This is a genomic window from Bradyrhizobium sp. CB82, assembly GCF_029714405.1.
Lineage (GTDB): Bacteria > Pseudomonadota > Alphaproteobacteria > Rhizobiales > Xanthobacteraceae > Bradyrhizobium.
Window position 1 is genome coordinate 7,729,731 of sequence record NZ_CP121650.1, and the last position, 17,803, is coordinate 7,747,533.

At 60.0% G+C, this 17,803-nt stretch carries 10 protein-coding genes and 6 pseudogenes; 9 read left to right on the forward strand and 7 right to left on the reverse strand.

From position 1 onward, the window contains the following. The first annotated feature begins 292 nt into the window (after positions 1-292). The gene (locus QA640_RS37225) at positions 293-1,639 is read left to right on the forward strand and encodes an IS5 family transposase (RefSeq protein ID WP_283037725.1); all 1,347 of its coding nucleotides are present in this window, start codon (positions 293-295) and stop codon (positions 1,637-1,639) included. A 526-nt stretch (positions 1,640-2,165) separates the two neighbouring features. On the opposite strand, the gene QA640_RS48415 is transcribed toward QA640_RS37225, so the two are convergent. From QA640_RS48415 to QA640_RS37235, 3 genes and pseudogenes are all read right to left on the reverse strand, one after another. Continuing rightward, positions 2,166-2,645 carry a transposase gene (locus QA640_RS48415; RefSeq protein ID WP_349253761.1) on the reverse strand — a complete coding sequence of 160 codons (480 nt, stop codon included), beginning with the start codon at positions 2,643-2,645 and terminating at the stop codon, positions 2,166-2,168. Continuing rightward, positions 2,634-3,117, reverse strand: a pseudogene (locus QA640_RS37230) (transposase); the annotation flags it as partial. The pseudogene QA640_RS37230 and the gene QA640_RS48415, both read right to left, overlap by 12 nt. 36 nt (positions 3,118-3,153) lie before the next feature. Next, positions 3,154-4,284: an IS630 family transposase gene (locus QA640_RS37235; RefSeq protein ID WP_283037726.1), complete on the reverse strand. Its 1,131-nt coding sequence runs from the start codon at positions 4,282-4,284 to the stop codon at positions 3,154-3,156. Between the two features lie 38 nt (positions 4,285-4,322). On the opposite strand from QA640_RS37235, the gene QA640_RS37240 reads away from it, so the two are divergent. The 3 genes and pseudogenes from QA640_RS37240 to ltrA (QA640_RS37250) all read left to right on the forward strand — a co-directional run bounded on the left by QA640_RS37240 (position 4,323) and on the right by ltrA (QA640_RS37250) (position 8,343). Next, positions 4,323-4,604 carry a helix-turn-helix domain-containing protein gene (locus QA640_RS37240; protein WP_283037727.1) on the forward strand — a complete coding sequence of 94 codons (282 nt, stop codon included), beginning with the start codon at positions 4,323-4,325 and terminating at the stop codon, positions 4,602-4,604. Between the two features lie 637 nt (positions 4,605-5,241). Next, positions 5,242-6,378: pseudogene (gene ltrA / locus QA640_RS37245) on the forward strand (group II intron reverse transcriptase/maturase). Positions 6,379-7,032: 654 nt separating this feature from the next. Beyond that, complete coding sequence (gene ltrA, locus QA640_RS37250) at positions 7,033-8,343, forward strand: group II intron reverse transcriptase/maturase (RefSeq protein WP_283037728.1); 1,311 nt, start codon at positions 7,033-7,035, stop codon at positions 8,341-8,343. A gap of 262 nt (positions 8,344-8,605) precedes the next feature. On the opposite strand, the pseudogene QA640_RS37255 reads toward ltrA (QA640_RS37250), so the two are convergent. Next, positions 8,606-9,424 (reverse strand): annotated as a pseudogene (locus QA640_RS37255) (IS701 family transposase); the annotation flags it as partial. A 92-nt stretch (positions 9,425-9,516) separates the two neighbouring features. Between QA640_RS37255 and QA640_RS37260 the strand changes: the two are divergent. The 5 genes and pseudogenes from QA640_RS37260 to QA640_RS37280 all read left to right on the forward strand — a co-directional run. Continuing rightward, a pseudogene (locus tag QA640_RS37260) lies at positions 9,517-10,631 on the forward strand (IS110 family transposase). Between the two features lie 134 nt (positions 10,632-10,765). Continuing rightward, positions 10,766-11,056 carry a transposase gene (locus tag QA640_RS37265; RefSeq protein WP_165421601.1) on the forward strand — a complete coding sequence of 97 codons (291 nt, stop codon included), beginning with the start codon at positions 10,766-10,768 and terminating at the stop codon, positions 11,054-11,056. Then, positions 11,053-11,544 (forward strand): IS3 family transposase, encoded by a 492-nt coding sequence (locus QA640_RS37270; protein WP_283037729.1) that lies wholly within the window; start codon positions 11,053-11,055, stop codon positions 11,542-11,544. The genes QA640_RS37265 and QA640_RS37270 overlap by 4 nt, the downstream gene beginning before the upstream one ends. Positions 11,545-12,109: 565 nt before the next feature. Beyond that, positions 12,110-13,639: a group II intron reverse transcriptase/maturase gene (gene ltrA / locus QA640_RS37275; RefSeq protein WP_283037730.1), complete on the forward strand. Its 1,530-nt coding sequence runs from the start codon at positions 12,110-12,112 to the stop codon at positions 13,637-13,639. Positions 13,640-13,697: 58 nt separating this feature from the next. After that, positions 13,698-14,243 (forward strand): annotated as a pseudogene (locus tag QA640_RS37280) (DDE-type integrase/transposase/recombinase); the annotation flags it as partial. Positions 14,244-14,589: 346 nt separating this feature from the next. Here the strand turns inward: QA640_RS37280 and QA640_RS37285 are convergent. From QA640_RS37285 to QA640_RS37295, 3 genes and pseudogenes are all read right to left on the reverse strand, one after another. Next, positions 14,590-15,000, reverse strand: a pseudogene (locus tag QA640_RS37285) (transposase); the annotation flags it as partial. A gap of 170 nt (positions 15,001-15,170) precedes the next feature. After that, entirely contained in the window at positions 15,171-16,424 is a 1,254-nt protein-coding gene (locus tag QA640_RS37290; protein ID WP_283037731.1) for an IS701 family transposase, read from the reverse strand. A 134-nt stretch (positions 16,425-16,558) separates the two neighbouring features. Beyond that, entirely contained in the window at positions 16,559-17,782 is a 1,224-nt protein-coding gene (locus QA640_RS37295; protein ID WP_283037732.1) for a Xaa-Pro peptidase family protein, read from the reverse strand. Positions 17,783-17,803 lie beyond the last annotated feature (21 nt).

Here is a 17,803-nt window from a genome sequence, read left to right on the forward strand (position 1 = left end):
GCTTAGCCAAGCTCAATTTCGACTATTTGGACCGAGTAATATCTCCTATTTGGCACCACAATAGACGTAAGTGGGATCTCGGCTCTTGTCGTAAGTACGCTCAAAACATGTCCAAAGAGTCTAGTCGTCCGTGAAGAGAGTCCAAGCTGTTGAGCGAGATTCGGTTTTTGACGCAGCGGCGGTTTTGAGATCGCAAGCTTTCGGGAGCTGAGGCCTCGAAAGCTTGCAAATTCATCTTCAAGATTCCCTCGAATCAGCAGTCGTGATTCCGTGGTCGCAGCGGAGGGGAGCGATGCGACCGAAGAAGCCGGAGACGACGGGGGAAGGCGATCTGTTCCGCGCCAGGCTGGATCAGATCATCAACTTGAAGCACGAACTGGTGCAGCTCGGCGGCAAGATCGACTGGGAGTGGATCGATCGCGAGATCGCGCCACTTTACAGCGACAAGGGTCGGCCGGGGATCGAGAGCCGCTTCGTCATCGGGCTCTTGCTACTCAAATACATCTACGGCTTGTCCGACGAGGACGTCTGCGAGCGCTGGATCTATGACCCGTATTTCCAGCACTTCACCGGCTTCGAGTTTTTCCAGCACGAGTTCCCGCACGAGCGCTCCGATCTGAGCCATTGGCGCAAGCGGCTTGGCGACAAGCTGGAACTCTTGCTGGCCGAGAGCTTGAGGGTGGCGCACGAGACCGGTGCGGTGCGGACGCGCGATCTCAAACGGGTGACGGTCGACACCACCGTTCAGCCCAAGGCCATCACCTTCCCGACTGATGCCAAGCTGGTCCATGCGGCGATCAAGGGGCTCAATCGGCTGGCCCGCAAGCACTGCGTGCGGCTGCGGCAGTCCTATCTGCGGATCGCCAAGCGGGCGGCAATGATGGCCGGGCGCTACGCCCACGCCAAACAGTTCAAGCGCCACCGAGGGCAATTGCGCCTGCTGCGAACGCGGCTCGGCCGCCTCATTCGCGACATCCGCCGCAAGATCGTGGGCCAGCCAGAGCTCGAGGCCGTCTTCGAGCTGCCGCTTTCGCGCGCCGCGCAGATCCGCTCCCAGGAGCAGCGCCAGCGCGGATACAAGCTCTATTCTTTCCATGCGCCTGAGGTCGAGTGCATCGGCAAAGGCAAGGCCGCAGCGCCCTATGAGTTCGGCGTCAAGGCCTCCATCGTCACCACCAATGGTCGGCCCCCGGGCGGCCAGTTCGTGCTGCATGCCAAGGCGCTGCCGGGCAATCCGTATGACGGCCACACCCTCGGCGAGGTCATCGACGCCACCGAGACGCTCACCGGCTGTGCGATCGAGCGCGCGTATGTCGACAAGGGCTATCGCGGCCACAACACGGAAAACCCGCGCCGCGTCTTCATCTCCGGTCAGAAGCGTGGCGTCTTCGGTGTCATCAAACGCGAGCTCAGGCGTCGCTCAGCCATTGAGCCCGTGATCGGTCACCTGAAGACCGACGGGCATCTCGGCCGCTGCTACCTCAAAGGCCGCAGCGGCGATGCCGCCAACGTCGTCCTAACCGCCGTTGGCCATAATCTCCGCCTCGTCCTGGCTTGGCTGAGGCTTCTGCTGTGCCTAATCCTGAACGCCTTGATGCGGCTGCTTGCCGCCCAGGCCGCGCTCAAATGCGCTTCTTAACGGACGACGAGTCTACTAAGTGGCGGACGCACGGGCCCGTTACTGCAACAGATCTTGCCCAACCTGGATCTCTCGCTGTACTCCATAACACCACAGCAATAGGATATTGATGCACGTCACTTGGCTTGGATATTGCTTCCTAGACAGGCGCGATGGTGCAGTAGCTCACGCCATCATCTCATGGGTGAGTCTCCGTTTTCCTTCGTATCCGCCGGAAGGAGCACAAGAAAAAATCAGGCAGCCTGAGACGATACGCGAGCCAACCAAGAGATGGCCGCTCTTTTCGACAACGTTGCTCGCCACGCTGCGCTATTGGGCAAGCGAGCGATGGGAGCCCGAGCAATGGCTGCCGGCCCCGTGATCGAGTTTGCTGAAGTAATGCAGAGGTCGTTATAGGTAAGCGCCAAGCTGAGGCCGTTCATTTTGAGCTCCAGGTCATGAGCTCATGATAGCATTCATCTGCGAGATCGACCACCCTGTGCAATCCGCTCTAGAGTTTGTGGCGAGGCGTGCAGATCGACGTCATTCATTTCGCGGTCTGCAGCCTGACGTGGGCAAAGCAGGCTACAAGCGTTAAGCCGCATATTTGGCGGGGCGACCTCGCGAGCCGATTGTAGGCGGCATAGCCTCGACTTGCAGGATGCCGCAAGCCGCGGCGCTCGACCCATTCGCCGACGCGGCGGTCCTCGAAGCGATAGGCCACCATCGGCGGGCCGCTGCCGCCAAAGGCCGATCGCCCCGCGCCTGGGCCCACAGCCAGGTCTTCTGCGTCTCGCCACATCCCGAGGCAGCGTCGTCTCGTCGGCCCTTGATCTTCTCCAGCACATAGTCGGCCATTGGCTGCAATTCGCACGCGGCCTTGGCATCCATGGCGGCACCTGCGTTCGAGATCGACGCCGTCGCGCGTGCAGATCGCTTGCCGCCGGTGCAGGGGCAGCCAGTCCGCATATTTGACTACCGCGATCTGAGCGATACACGATTCGGTAGGAAGGGCGCTCTCGATCAGCCTTCCATCGACCGAGAAGTGATCGCTCGACAGCAGCTTCTTCACCCTGGGCTGCGCCAGCACGGCCGCCAGGAACTTGGCGCCGCGATCTCGCCTTCAGACGGTCGCGGGTTCTTCGAGAACACCGAATGGTCCCAGACTGCGTCGTCAACGCCGATTCCGACGAACCAGCGAAACAGCAGATCATATTCCAAACGCTCCATCAGAAGCCGCTCGGAGCGGATCGAATAAAACGCCTGCAACAGCATCGCCCGCAGCAGCTCGCTAGCGGGATCGACGGCCGCCCAATCGGCGAATAGAGCGCGGCAAACTCGCGCTCCAGCACTGCCAGCGCCTCGTTCACCATCGTCCGGATCGCCCGCAGCGGATGATCACGTCGCACCCACGCCTCCACGTCAACGTAGCTGAACAACTCGGCCGTTCGATTGCCGCCGCCCCGCGCGCACCATCCCCGAATCTCAGTCCGAGCCATTGGATCACGGTCGGCGATCGCCGGCGAGGTGGTTTATCACAGTGGTTTTGACTCTTTGGAGGTCGTTGGATAGGCGCGGCGGAGTTTGGCGCGGGCTTTGTCGGTTGTGAACATCCACTTGATGCGTTGTCGGGTTTTATTTCGCGGCCGTTGCCATGCAGCGATCTCGTTTCGGAGCCTTTTGGGGTCGTCGATGCGACGGCCGAGACATTGACGCTGCAGCACGCTGATCTCGCACTCGACCATGTTGAGCCAACTTGCGTGTTTCGGGGTGTAGTGGAATTCGAGGCGGCGCAGGATGCGACGGGCCTCGGCAGGCGCAAATGCTTGATACAGCGCGCCGGCGGTATGAATCGACAGATTGTCCTGAACGACACGGATGCAGGCGGCGTCGGGATAATGGATGTCGACGAGTTCACGCATGCAGTGCGCGTAGTCCACGTCGGCGCGGCGGTCTGTAACCTTGACGTTGCGCCAGCCACGATGCGGGTCGAAGGTAACGAAGAGATTGACGGTGCCGTTGCGGCGGTACTCGTAATCGTAGCGCTCGCGCTGTCCCGGCTCGGCTGGAATCGGCTGACGGACCTCGCCGATGAGCTGGACGGGGGTCTCGTCGAAGCAGACCAGCGGCCGGACGGGATCCGGCGCCTCGGCGTAGAGGTCGAGCACGTCCTCCATGCGGGCGACGTATTCGCCATCGACATGGGGGATGCACCACATGTCCCTGCGCCATGGCTTGAGGTCGTTCTCGGCCAGCCGGCGACGCACGGTCTCGCCCGACAGGCTGTCATGATCGGTGAGCTTGACGATCGTGTCGGCCAGCAGCGTCAGCGTCCAACGTTTGCGGTCGGCGGGCGGCTTGGCGCATGCCGTCGCCACCAGCAGGGCCTCCTCCCTGCCGGTCAGCTTGCGCTCTGCGCCCGGACGCGGCTCCTCGCTCAAGGCCCGCTCCAGATTGCCTTCCACGAAGCGGCGCTTGGTCCGGCCGACGCTGGACAGGCTGACCCGGACGGTTCGGACAATCTCCGCGTCGCAACTACCGGCATCGGCCGCCAGCAGAATCTGCGCCCGCTTGAGCTTGCGGGCGGCATGCTTGCCGCCGCCGCGCATCGCCGTCAGTTCGTCCCGCTCGATTTGGCTCAATTCGACCCGATAACGTACATTCATGCTTCGCCTCCTTGTCGGAGGCCCGGACGAATCCAGCGATGAGTCAAAAATCAGGCACGCGCTTCACGGAGAAGCAGGGGCACTACCTGGCCTTTATCTACACCTACGCGCACATGTTCGGACGCCCACCCGCCGAAACCGACATGCAGCGCCATTTCCGCGTCAGCCCGCCGTCGGTCCACCAGATGATCGTCACCCTCGAACGAAACGGCTTCATTCGCCGTCAGCCCGGTGTTCCCCGGAGCATCGAGATTCTTTTGCCACCCGAAAACTTGCTCATCCTCGAATGGCTCGGCATCAAAACGTCAAAATCACTGTGATGAACTACTAGCATTACAGTTGGTGCGCCGGGAGACCGGCAAGGAGTAAGCGGTGGAAGTCCACTGCGATGAAGAAGTAGCGATCCACATCGGCCCCGAGCCGTGCGCAGGCGTCCGCGAGGATGTCGGCGAAGCGTCGGCAGGGGAGCGCATAGGCCAGCCATCGAGCCGCGAAAGAATGTTTTCCCGAGAGCCGACGCTATCAACTGAGCGGAAGGCAACACGAAGGGGCGCGATATCGCGAGCGCCCGGTCGTCTCGGCGTGGTCGCAGACCCTGCCATGTGCAGAAGCTTCTTGTACGGGAACCGGGAGCTCTCTTGGTCGGCCAGATGCTCATGGAAGCAGCCTGGTCCGCGGCGGGAAGGCGAGGAGCTGTAGCCGCCGATGAACGATCAGGAGAAGTCTGACTCCGCCATAGTAGCTATGAAGTCGCCGAACAATGCCGGAGGTACGGTGGCGGAGGCGATGGAGCGAGGGGCGGGGACCAAGGGAAACGCGAGACAGCAAAGCACACTCCGGACACAGGGCCGGGATCGTGTGATCCAGGAGCTTGATCGCGTACGGCAAGCCGCAAGGCAGAGGAAGAAGGAGCGGTTCACCGCGCTTCTCCACCATATCAACACAGACACGCTCCGTATGGCTTTCTATGCGCTCAAGCGCAAAGCAGCCCCCGGCGTGGATGGTGTGACATGGCAGGACTTCGAGACAGATCTGGAGCCTCGGCTTGCGGATCTGCAGCGGCGGGTCCACGGAGGAGCGTACCGTCCCCAGCCGTCACGTCGGACGTACATCCCGAAGACTGACGGCCGGGAAAGAGCGTTGGCGATCGCTGCCTTGGAGGACAAAATCGTCCAGGGCGCGACCGTCATGGTGCTCAACGCCATCTACGAAGGCGACTTCGTCGGCTTCTCATACGGGTTTCGACCCGGTAGAGGCCCACATGATGGGTTGGACGCCCTGGCGGTAGCGATCACCACGCGGAAGGTGAACTGGATACTTGACGCCGACGTGCAAAACTTTTTCGGAAGTGTGAACCAAGACTGGCTGGTCCAGTTTCTGGAACACCGCATCGGCGACAAGCGCATCATCCGCCTGATCCGTAAATGGCTGAAGGCGGGCATTCTCGAAGACGGGGTCGTAACTGTGGACGACAGGGGCACGGGGCAGGGATCGGTGATTTCGCCGCTGCTCGCCAATGCTTACCTGCACTACACGTTTGGTCTCTGGGCCAAACGCTGACGACGGCAAGAGGCCCACGGCGACATGATTATCGTGCGCTATGCCGATGATCTCGTGGTTGGCTTCGAGCATGAGGACGACGCTCGCCGTTTCCTTGATGCGATGGGTGAACGGTTTGAAGCATTCGCGTTGACGCTCCATCCAGACAAGACCCGCCTGATTGAGTTCGGCCGCCGAGCGGCGGCCAAACGCAAAGGGCGCGGCCTTGGCAAACCGGAGACCTTCATGTTTCTGGGCTTCACCCACATCTGCGGTAAGTCACGCCGGGGGAACTTCCTGCTCGAAAGGAAGACCCGTCGCGACCGTCTGCGGAGGAAGCTTCAGGACATCAAGGAAGAGCCGCGACGACGGATGCACCGACCGATCCGTGCCCAGGGTGCATGGCTGAGACAGGTCGTCACCGGCCACTTCGCATACTATGGGTTCCTACAAATGGGCGGGCGCTCTCAGCGTTCCGCTACTGTGTGGTCGATCTTTGGCGTCGAACGCTTCGGCGGCGAAGTCAACGAGGCGGCTTCACGTGGGACCGTATGACGAGGTTGGCGGACGAATGGCTCCCACAATCCCGCATCCTCCATCCCTGGCCACAGCAGCGCTTCGTGGTCACATACCCAAGGTAAGAGCCGGATGCCTTAATTGGGCTCGTCCGGATCCGCGCGGGTTGCGCCTTGCAAGCGCGTTGAAGTCTGCCGTCTGCGATGACGGCCGCGGCAAAGCTTAGCGAGCAGCCGCGAACCGAGTCTTGCGTGGCGTCCGGTAACGGCCGCTGCGAAGCGTAGACAGGGAGGTCGTAGGCCGGAATGAAGTGAACGGGAAAATAGCCCCGAAATCGATCGTGATCGGAGTAGCTGACCCTATCCCGTAAAGGGGAAGGCAGAACCAAAGGCCGCGTCAACGCGAGCAGTCTGAGGTGCTCCCGGGGTTCGTACTGCCAGCATGCAACCAAAGGAAGCAGCGTGAACAAGGGAGATCCATCCGGTTCAAGCGCACGCTTGTAGGACCTGCCAAGCCGAAGAGGTGAGAACGGTCTGATGACCGGGTGGAAGTCATACTGACTGATAGTACTCCGAGGACGGGAGAACCGGCCACATGGGGAAGCGGTCAGCGGTAGTTGAATTGTTCTTGGGCGACATGGGCTCCATTCAACGGGAGTCACGGCCTTCTATTCTAAGAGAAGATCAGCTGACCATGGAAACGAAACTTGAACAAATAGCAGTGAAAGCTCGGCGCGAGCCAAATCTTCGCTTCACCTCGTTGGCCCATCACATCACGCGCGATCGAGTGCAAAAGAATCTATTACAGATTCCGAAGCGCTCCGCCGCCGGGGTGGACGGACAGACGGTGGAGGCGGCGAGGGAGAGCTTCGACGGATGGATCGAGCCGATGCTCCAATCCATCCACCGACAGGGATATCGGGCGCCGAACATTCGGCGTGTCTATATCCCCAAGCCCGGTAAGACGGAGAAGCGCCCCCTCGGGGTTCCAACTGTCGCCGACCGGGCGCTCCAGCGCAGCACGGCTGCGGTGTTGTCCGCCATCTACGAGCAGGACTTCTTGCCCTGCTCGTTCGGCGGCAGGCCGAAGCTCAGCGCCCATCACGCCTTGGCGACCCTCAATGAGGTCATCGCCGGCGGCATGATCAGCTGGGTGTTGGAGGCGGATTTGAAGAACTTCTTCGGGAGTCTCGATCATGATTGGGTCCTCCGGTTTGTCGAACCGCGCCTGATCAGCTTGATCCGGCGCTGGTTGAAAGCGGGTGTCTTGGAAGACGGAGCGGTGCATCCGAGCGAACAAGGAACGCCACAAGGCGGATCGATCAGTGTGCTTTTGAGCAACCTCTACCTTCATTACGTTCTCGACCTCTGGTTCGAACGCGTGGTGAAGGGCCGGTTGCGGGGCGAAGCCCGACTGGTGCGCTATATCGACGACTTTGTGATCTGCTTCCAATATCGATCGGACGCCATCCGCGTACAGGAGGCCTTGCGTCTTCGGTTGGGGAAGTTCGGCCTCACTCTAGAGCCGACCAAGACCAAGTTGGTCGAGTTTGGTCGGTTCGCGCAAAGACACGCGGGCAAACGCGGCAGAAACCGCCCGGAAACAATCTACTTTCTGGGTCTAACGCTCTATTGCACGCGAAACCAACGAGGCAACTTCAAGGTTGGGATGCGTACCGAGAAATCTCGGCTAAAGCGCAGCCTTATGTCTCTGCAGGAGCTGATGCGGCGAATACGGCATTACAAGATCAGTGACCAGGCCGATGAAATCAACGTCGTCCTGCGCGGCCACTATGGCTATTACGGTGTCGCCGGAAATCTCCGGAGCCTCGTAAAAGTCTATCGGGTCGTCGAGCGTTACTGGCGCAAGATGTTGTGCAGCCGCAGCTGGGCGGGTCGTCGCCTCACTTGGGACGCCTTCCACCAAATCAAAGAGTGGACACCGTTGCTGAAACCAAAACTGCGCCTCCCATACGGGAGGCTACAGGCACTAGCAGTGCTGTGAACCAACTGCCGAAGAGCGTAGTGCGGTAAATCCGCACGCTACGTTCTGTGGGAGCGGGAGGCGGGCGACCGCCTCCCGCGACCCGGTGGGCGCTCAGCAATGAGCGTCCCTACCGCGAACAATTTTTTCTTGAGATGGGCCCTGCGCGCGTTGGCTTGATGAGCCCTGCGCCAGGACGACCAAGCGAGTAAGTGAGCGTGCGAGATGCGTCGCTGGGCAAGCTTTATTGCGATGCGCCTGATTTCCTGGATCGACCAGCGGATCAAGAACGATGCTTCAGTCGAGGCCGCGATCGCGTTTTTTTGGGCGCGGTGTTGGCCCGAGAACGGATGACGGCCATGATGGCGAAGGCCAGCATGACGAGTGAGACATGGCGATGCCAGCCATGCCAGGAGCGGGTTTCGTTGTGATCAAGACCGAGCTCGTTCTTGGTCGTTTCGAAGCTGTCCTCGACGGCCCACCGATGGCCTTCTACTGACACCAGCTTTTGGATGGACGTGCCCTTGGGGCACCACGTGGAATAAAACGCCAAGCTGCCGTCAGCAATGTTGCGTCGGACCAGAAGACCTCGCGTCCATTCCCTGGCGAGGCCATCATCGTATTCACTGCCGTCAAGGTCGGCCAATTCGACGTAGGCCCAGTCGTGCCAGCGCGGACCTTTGGTCCCTCCGCCGGACGACAGGCGGCGCCAGGCCTTCTTGGGAAGGTTTTGCGCGATCGTGGCGGCGGTGCCAGCGACAGGCTGCGGCTTGCCCCAGGACCGTAACACATGATTGGAAGCAACCCCCAGAACATAGCCCTTGCCCGCCTTGCGCAGCTGGGTTTCGATCTCGCCCGTACTATACACGCTGTCCGCCGCCACGAACGAGAACGGCACCTGTGCGGCGATCGCGCGAGCGATCATGTGACGCGCGATCTTGGGCTTCGTCGCAAAGCCCGCATCGCTCGGGACATGCGCGGCCTTCAGGCGAGCGGGGTCGTCCGTCCAGTCCTTTGGCAGGTAGAGTGCCCGGTCGATGAAGGCATGGCCATGCCGCGACACGTAGGCGGCGAACACTCCGATCTGGCAGACCGTATGTTCGTTGTCCGAGAGGTGGCTCGTCCGCAGTATGCGATGAGCGAGGGTTGCGCCGGGTGGGCCGGCACCGAGCCTCTCGCATAGGAGGACGAGCCGTGCGGCAGGATAGCAAAATCTACGTGGGACTGGATACGTCGAAGCTGAAGATCTCGGTAGCCGTGGCCGAGGCGGGGCGCGATGGCGACGTGCGCTTCATCGGTGAGATCGATAGCGCGCCTGATGCGGTGGAGCGACTGGTTACGAAGCTCGCCAAAAGGCACCGGGACCTCGCCTTTTGCTACGAAGCCGGCCCGACCGGCTACGGTCTCCATCGTCAGATCACACGGCTTGGCCACGACTGCATCGTGGTTGCACCATCACTGATCCCAAAGCGGCCTGGAGAACGGGTCAAGACCAACCGCCGTGATGCGCTGACCCTGGCCAAGCTGCATCGTGCGGGAGAGCTGACCGCGGTCTGGGTACCGGATCCGGAGCACGAGGCGGTGCGAGAACTGGTACGTGCCCGGGAAGCCGCGAAGATCTGCGGCGGGCCCGTCAGCACTTGCAGTCCTTCCTGCTGCGTCACGGCCGGGTCTTCACCGGCCGTCAAGCGTGGACCAAGGCGCATACACGATGGCTGTGCGAGCAACGTTTCGAGCATCCGGCGCAGTATCTCGTGCTGGCCGAGTATCGCCAAGCGATCGAGGCCGCCGAGAACCGGCTCAAGCGTCTGGACGAACAAGTTGCCGAGGCGGTGAGCTCTTGGTCCATGGCTCCAGTGATCGCAGCCTACCAGGCGCTACGCGGCGTCGCCTTCCTGACCGCGGTCACCTTCGTCACCGAAATCGGCGACGTGCGCCGCTTCGACAGCCCGCGCCAACTGATGGCGTATCTCGGCCTGGTGCCCTGCGAAAACTCCACGGGGGAACGCATCCGGCGCGGCGGCATCACCAAAGCTGGTAATGGCCGGGCGCGCCGCGTGCTCATTGAGGGCGCCTGGACTTACCGTTTTCCCGCCCGGATGAGCCGCCTGCTGCAGGAGCGGCAGGCCGGCCTAACGCAAGAGGTGTGCGCCATTGCCTGGAAAGCCCAAGTCAGACTCTGCGCTCGCTATCGCAAGCTGATGGCAGGTGGCAAACGCCAGGCAGTCGTCACCGTGGCCATCGCCCGGGAAATGGCCGCCTTCCTCTGGGCTATCGGCCGAGAGGTGGAGCCGCACAGCGCAACCTGATCGCTTGCCGAATTAGCCAACACTTCATTCCACCTCACACAGGAGGACTCTCAGGAGCGACTGAAATGGACCCCGATTTTGGGACCACGTGCTTAGTTGGAAGGGGCTGCTCCGTTTGATAGACGGAGCGCATGATGACGACGAAGACGAGACGCAAGATCGACGCGGCACTGAAGGCAAAGATCGCTCTGGAAGCCGTGCGGGAGCAGGCGACGGTGGCCGATCTGGCCCAGCGCTATGAGGTTCACCCGAACCAGATCTATGCCTGGAAGAAGCAACTGCTGGACCAGGCGGCCCGGGCCTTTGACGCGGGTGTCGGGCGGGAGAGCGAGGACGCTCGCGAACGCGAGATCGAGAAGCTGCACGCCAAGATTGGACAACTGACAGTCGAGCGCGATTTTTTAGCGCGGAGGTCCGGAAGATGAGCACGCCGGACCGTCGAGGAATGCTCGATCGCGCCGACATGGCGCTGTCGATCCGCCGGCAATGCATGTTGCTTGGCATCGCGCGCTCTGGGGTATACCGGCCGCCACGGCCAGCCAACGACAACGACCTTGCCCTGATGCGGCGCCTCGACGAGTTGTTCACCGCCTGGCCGTTCCTGGGCTCGCGGCGAATGACCGCGATGCTGAAGGCTGAGGGGCTTCCCGTAAATCGCAAGCGCGTGCAGCGGTTGATGCGCAAGATGGGCATCGCGGCGCTGGGACCAAGGCCGAACACGACGAGGCCGGCGCCGGGCCGCAAGATCTATCCCTACCTGTTGCGCAACATGACGATCGACCGGCCAAACCAGGTATGGGCGGCCGACATCACGTATCGTGCGCCTCGCCCCACAGTTGGGGTAGCGTATGACTGGAATGCAAAAGAGAAAGGAGGATTGGGAGAAAACAAAATGACTTGTCCCCTGCTGTGAGGGGACATGAGCCCAAGCGGCGGTGACCTGTCGTCAACTGGCAGGGTGACGTAGCCCGCAGGTAAAGGGGATTGAGGCGAAGCCGTTAAGCCGAGATGGTCCCCGAGGCTGAAGTATTGGAAGGTTGAGGAACACGAACCGGTTTACCCGCATCTAAGGGCTGAAATGTCGCCTCCGTCTACACGGCTTAACAGGTGGAATGCTGATGATGTCGCCGGACAGATATGACGGCCGGCATCCGAACGCGAGCCCAGATGTAAGGACGCTCGCGAGTAGTCATGGGGAGAACGCAGCCAGACCATGGCATCGGCATCGACTTGCGGAAAGCAAGGGAAAAGACTGCGACCGGCAGCCTCACCAATACGATGACGTCCAGTATATGAACGAGGGAAGGCATGATGGAATGCCAACGATGCTTTGCGTCGCAAGGGAGTTGACCCTGATGTCCACCATGCTGGCGGAGTTCCCGTAGTAGTCCGCGGCAGGGAAAGCCTGCCACATGGCGAAGGGGAGCAGTTCAAACTGCTTGGATTGCAAACTATCTGACCGAACGAGGTGAAGACCTTTGATAATCAGTGAAATGCAGCACAAGCTCGCGACATGGGCCGAGAGCGACCCGAACCGAAGGTTCGATCGCCTCCTTCGGCTGATTGCCAACCGGGAATGGCTTGCCGAGGCCGCTCGGATTGTTCTGGCGTCAAGTGGCGCACGAACACCGGGCATCGACGGAATAGATAAGCAACGACTGCAGGTCAGACTGGATCAGCATCTGGATGACCTGCGGAAAAGCCTGCTGGACGAGAGTTATCGCCCCCAGCCGGTGAAGCGAATCTATATCCCGAAAACCAACGGCAAGCTACGCCCACTGGGTATTCCGACTCTGACGGATCGCATCGTCCAACGAGCCATGCTCATGGCCATGGAGCCAATCTGGGAAAGCGACTTCCATCGCCTATCCTATGGCTTCCGGCCTGAACGGAGCGTGCACCATGCCGTCCGCACCGTGAAGATACAGCTTCAGGATGGAGCCGATACGACGAGGGGCCGCTGGATCATCGAAGGTGATCTGGCAAGCTACTTCGACACGGTCCATCACCGGCTGCTTATCAGATGTGTGCGGCGACGAGTGCAGGATGGGCGATTTGTTGATCTTCTCTGGCGGTTCCTGAAGGCAGGTCACATTGACCGTGACCTGTTTAAAGCCTCCAGCGAGGGTGTTCCGCAAGGTGGCGTGCTGTCACCGCTCTTGTCCAACATCATGCTCCATGAGTTCGATGCGTGGCTGGAGGCGAAATACCTGAGCGACAAGGCCCGCAAGGACCGCTGGGCATGGAACTTCGGCATCAAGCTGGGCCGCCCTATTACGGTTCGAGAGAACCGGCAATGGAAGCCGGCGGTTGCTTACTGCCGATACGCTGACGACTTTGTCGTGATCGTAAAAGGGACCAAAGCTCAAGCAGAGGAAATCCGCGAGGAATGCCGCGCCTTTCTGGAAGGCAAGCTGAAATTGATGCTGAATATGGAGAAAACCCATATCACCCACGTCAATGACGGCTTCGTCTTTCTGGGGCACAGGATCATTCGCAAACGAGGGTCGCACGGGCGCATGTCCGTCGTCACAACGATACCCAAGGAAAAGGCGAAGGGGTTTGTTCGCAGGCTCACTGAAACCCTCTCCGGCAATCATAGTGTCAGCACGGTCGACATGATCGCCGGCCTGAACCGCCAACTGGCGGGATGGGCAGCGTTCTACAAGTTCACCGACTTCACCGCGTACGTATTCCGGCGCATCGACCATGTCGTGTTCTGGAAAATGGCGCATTGGCTGGGGCACAAATACCGATCTCGCATCAAACCTTTGATGCGGAAATGGTACCGAACCCCGGAACCGGGCAAGGCGAAAACCTGGCTCGTGTTTGGTCGGAATGAACGCGGCGGGACCGACGGAAAAGCACTTTACCGGCTTGTCTCAAGCCCGAAGGCGCAGTTCCGGTGGCGCAATCCGGAGGAAAATCCATACATCCTCCGAAAGGAAGCCCGCAGCACTGTCACCTCGCACTATCATGATGTTGCTATGGCCATGGGCCAAGCTTGAACAGAGAGCCGTATGCGCTGAAAGGTGCACGTACGGTTCGGGGAGGAGAAGCGCGCTCGCGCTTCTTACTCCACTGCCCATCGGCCGCGGCTTTCTTTATCTCGTCGCCATCATCGACTGGGCGAGCCGTGCGGTTCTGGCGTGGCGGTTGTCGAACACGATGGACGTCTCGTTCTGCGTGGCGGCTCTGGACGAGGCGCTGGCGAAGTACGGCACGCCGGAGATTTTCAACACCGACCAGGGCAGCCAGTTCACCAGTGCGGCCTTCACCGGCGCGTTGGCGGGCGCAAAGATCAAGATCTCCATGGATGGCCGCGGTCGTTGGATGGACAACGTCTTCATCGAGCGGCTGTGGCGGTCGCTCAAGCATGAGGATATCTATCTCAAGGGCTATGCCGACGGCCGCGAGGCCAAGGCAGGGATCGCGAGCTGGATCGCCTTCTACAACGATCGCCGCCTTCATCAGGCGCACGGCTATCGCACGCCGATGGCGGTCTGGCGAGAACGGATGCAGGCCGCGAAGGCTGTGGACATGGTGGACAACGCTGACGCGTTGACCACATGCCCACAGCAACTGCAGCAGACAGAGTCTCTGGCAGCGTGATAGAAAGGGATCAGGAGCGGTCAGTTTCCAACTAACAAACCGGTTCAAGCGGTCCCGCTCCGCGGGTCCATTTCACGACATCATTGTTGCGCATCGCTGGGGGCAGAGCCCCGGTTGGGGAACTCTCGCACCAATTGTGTGGCCGACATTGTCGATGCCCGCTGGCAGATCGAGGCAGCCCCGGACGAACAAACGGAAATGCGGTATCCGACCCGCGTATCAGAGTCTGCAAACCGTCGTCTCAGCGGCTCTGCCTCCTGCGCTGCGTAACAATCATCCATTGGCAACTCCGGCACAAACGGAGATCGCACTCTCATGCCGATAACCCTGGACAACGAACATCAGAATTGGTGACCTTACCCGCCGAGCCAGTGTACTGGCGCGCGACGCCGCATGAGGCCTTGCCCTGTTTCAAAAAGCCGGTCTCATCGATGACCAGAACCGCGTCCTCATCGCCGAGCGTTTGCAGCGCGTATTCACGGACAATATCGCGCGGCGCATCGGCGTCCCACTGCCCTCGACCCAGGATCGCTTGCTGGCGCCACGGGCCTGGATCGCCGGCCCCTTCCGCCCGCATCCAACCCGTCTTGCGCGGCTCGTTGCCCAATAGTCCGTCGAGAAACTGTCCCGCCGCGGCCGCGACCCGCTCCTGCGTAAACAGCGGACGGATGCGTTGCTTGGCCTCTCGCAACGACGAAGCCCACAGCGTCAGCGTATCTTCAACCGACGCGCCACCAATCATCAGATCCCGAATCATGGTCGCCCATGGATTCAGAACTATCCAAAAATAGCAACTGTAGTGCTAGCATTACAGTCGTAATTTTTGTTTGATGTGGGCTTTTTGAGCAATCGCTTGGTGAGCGCGTCGCCACAGCGACCATGCGATGACATAGCCAGGTCGAATTCGTTTTCGCGCGAGCCGCTGCGCTACTCTGCGGATTTCCTGGACCGACCAACGGATGAGGTGTTGCGTGTTGGGAGAGCGCGCGATGTGTTTTTTTGGGGCGGCGCGTTAGCTTTTCGGCGAATGGCGGCCATCATGGCGAAGGTCAACATGACAAGCGACACATGACGATGCCAACCATGCCAGGATCGCGTTTCATTGTGATCAAGGCCCAACTCGTTCTTGGCGGTCTCAAAGCTATCTTCAATCGCCCAGCGATGTCCCTCTACAGCGACCAACTTCTTGATGGAAGTTCCGGCTGGACACCAGGTGGTGAAGTAAGCGAGGTCGCCATCAACGATATGGCGTCGGATCAGCAGGCCGCGCGTCCACAGGCCGCTGCGCTCCTCGTTGAACTCGCCGGCCTCGAGATCGGCGAGTTCAAGGTAGGCCCAATCATGCAGGCGCGGCCCCTTGGTTCCGTCGCCAGCCGACAGGCGTTGCCAGTCGGCCGGCTTTAGCGTTCTGGCGATCTCTTCCGCCGAGCCGCTGATCAACCGCTTCTGGCTCCAGGATCCGAACCAGTGATTGGCGGCGACGCCGAGCACGTAGCCTTTGCCGGCCTGGCGCAAATCTCGCTCGATGTCGCCGACGCCGTAGACGCTGTCGCCCGCAACCCAGGCGAATGGGACGCGCGCCGCAATGGCGCGCGCGATCATCTTCGCGGCAAGTTGCGGTTTCGTCGCAAAGCCGACATCGCCTGGCACATGAGCGGCTTTCAGGCGACGCGGATCCTCCGTCCAGCTTTTCGGCAGATAGAGCGCGCGGTCCATGAAGGCATGGCCGTGACGCGACACATAGGTCGCGAACACGCCGATCTGACAATTCGTAATCTTCCCGGCCGAACCGGCGTATTGTCGCGCCACTCCGCAGGAGGCCTTGCCCTGCTTGAGAAAGCCAGTCTCGTCGATAACCAGCACCGCGCCTTCATCACCGAGATGCTCGACCACGTAATCGCGCACCAGATCTCGCAGCTCGTCTGCGTCCCATCGGTCTCGGCCCAAAAGCTCCTGCTGGCGCCATGGGCCAGGATCGCCCGCTGCCTCCGCTCGCATCCAACCTGTCTTACGCCGCTCTTCGCTCAGCAATCCATCAATGAACGTGCCCGCGCTCGCCGCCGTACGCTCCTGCGCAAACAATGGACGTATCCGTCGCTTCACGTCCCGAAGCGACGACGCCCACAACTCCAGCACCGTTTCGATCGGCGCGCCCGTCGTCCATGATTGAGATCGAATCATGGTGATGCATCGAGTCAGAACTCGCGAAAGCGCGCAACAAAAATTACGACTGTAATGCTAGTAGGGAATAATCACGGGCTGAAGCTCACCAACGCGCAGTCATTTCCCCGTGTCAGGCAGCTATTGCCCTCGTTTCATGTCGCAACAACCGGTATCGTTCGAGAAGCACGAGACGTAAGCAGTTGGGCTCCGAGTTCCGTGACGACAACAACCTCTTCGTGAAGCATCAACTTCGGCGAGCCATCGAAATGCGAAGGATAATTCGTACTTGGCTCGACGTTGATAATCATACCGGGCTTTAGTATCGTCTTATCATCAGGCTGAACAGAAGGTAACTCAGGCATCCACAAACCCATTGAGTGCCCCATTCGCCCGATGCTTGTAGGGTTACCTCGATTCTTTCCCCTATTTAGTACATTTGACATTGCGCTCCAAATATCGCAGATCGGAATACCAGGTTTAACTGCGGCGATTCCTGCCTCAGTCGCATCCCAAACGAGTTGATAGGCACCTTCGGTATGCGGATCAGGCGCGCCGAACACAAAGTTTCGATTGAAGTCACTCCAATAAAAGTCGAACAAGCAGCCGGCGTCGATAAACAGGAGGTCCCCATCGGATAGAGGCTTGTCAGTTGGAACGCCGTAGGGGCGCGTGCAACCTCCTCGCCCAGAAGCACTGTTAATCCTCGTAGTTTTATCCACTCCACGAATAAAGCATTCGAGCTCAAAGAGGCGGCACGCCTCTCGTTCCGTCATGCCGCAACGCAGCTTTTCTGGCAAATTAATAAATGCTTCTGAGACAATCCCGCACACAGTACGAATTCGGTCAATCTCCGCAGGTGACTTGATCATTCTCAAGGGAGTAAATATCGTGTCCGACGCATCGGCAAATGTCCGAGGTTTGATCGCATCCACAACACGCAGAAAGTCTCCTACTGGGAAGCCAAGCCTGCTTTCCGCGCCAAGCTCTGTCCCGACATTCGCATGGTCTGGCAATTGCTCGCGCAATGTTTTCGCAAGCGTGGAAACACCCTCATCTTTTGGATTCGGACCTGACCAAGTTCGATAATTTTTTAACCAGGTAGTCTCACCATAAAACTCATCGAGTCCCGATGGTAGGATCGCGACGGCTTCATCAGATGAAGGGATGAGAAGAAAGCGCGGCCGGGTGGTCTGATGCGGCGTCGGGCCGATTTCACCAACAAAATAGCGCAAGTTATGTTCTGATGTCACGAGAAGTGCGTCGAAAGCGTATCGTTTCATTAAACGCCTCGCTTGCTCGACACGGTTTTCGTATTCCATTTGGGAGAATGGAGCGCAAGGGATCGTTGTGATAGAAGCGCAGTCAAGTGCCGTCATAGTTCTTCTCCAACAAGAGCT

Bases quoted from the DNA above. Each gene is read 5' to 3' on its own strand.
- QA640_RS37225 (WP_283037725.1), top strand. From the start codon at position 293: ATGCGACCGAAGAAGCCGGAGACGACGGGGGAAGGCGATCTGTTCCGC.
- QA640_RS37235 (WP_283037726.1), bottom strand. From the start codon at position 4,284: ATGAATGTACGTTATCGGGTCGAATTGAGCCAAATCGAGCGGGACGAA.
- QA640_RS37240 (WP_283037727.1), top strand. From the start codon at position 4,323: ATGAGTCAAAAATCAGGCACGCGCTTCACGGAGAAGCAGGGGCACTAC.
- ltrA (WP_283037728.1), top strand. From the start codon at position 7,033: ATGGAAACGAAACTTGAACAAATAGCAGTGAAAGCTCGGCGCGAGCCA.
- QA640_RS37265 (WP_165421601.1), top strand. From the start codon at position 10,766: ATGACGACGAAGACGAGACGCAAGATCGACGCGGCACTGAAGGCAAAG.
- QA640_RS37270 (WP_283037729.1), top strand. From the start codon at position 11,053: ATGAGCACGCCGGACCGTCGAGGAATGCTCGATCGCGCCGACATGGCG.
- QA640_RS37290 (WP_283037731.1), bottom strand. From the start codon at position 16,424: ATGATTCGATCTCAATCATGGACGACGGGCGCGCCGATCGAAACGGTG.
- QA640_RS37295 (WP_283037732.1), bottom strand. From the start codon at position 17,782: ATGACGGCACTTGACTGCGCTTCTATCACAACGATCCCTTGCGCTCCA.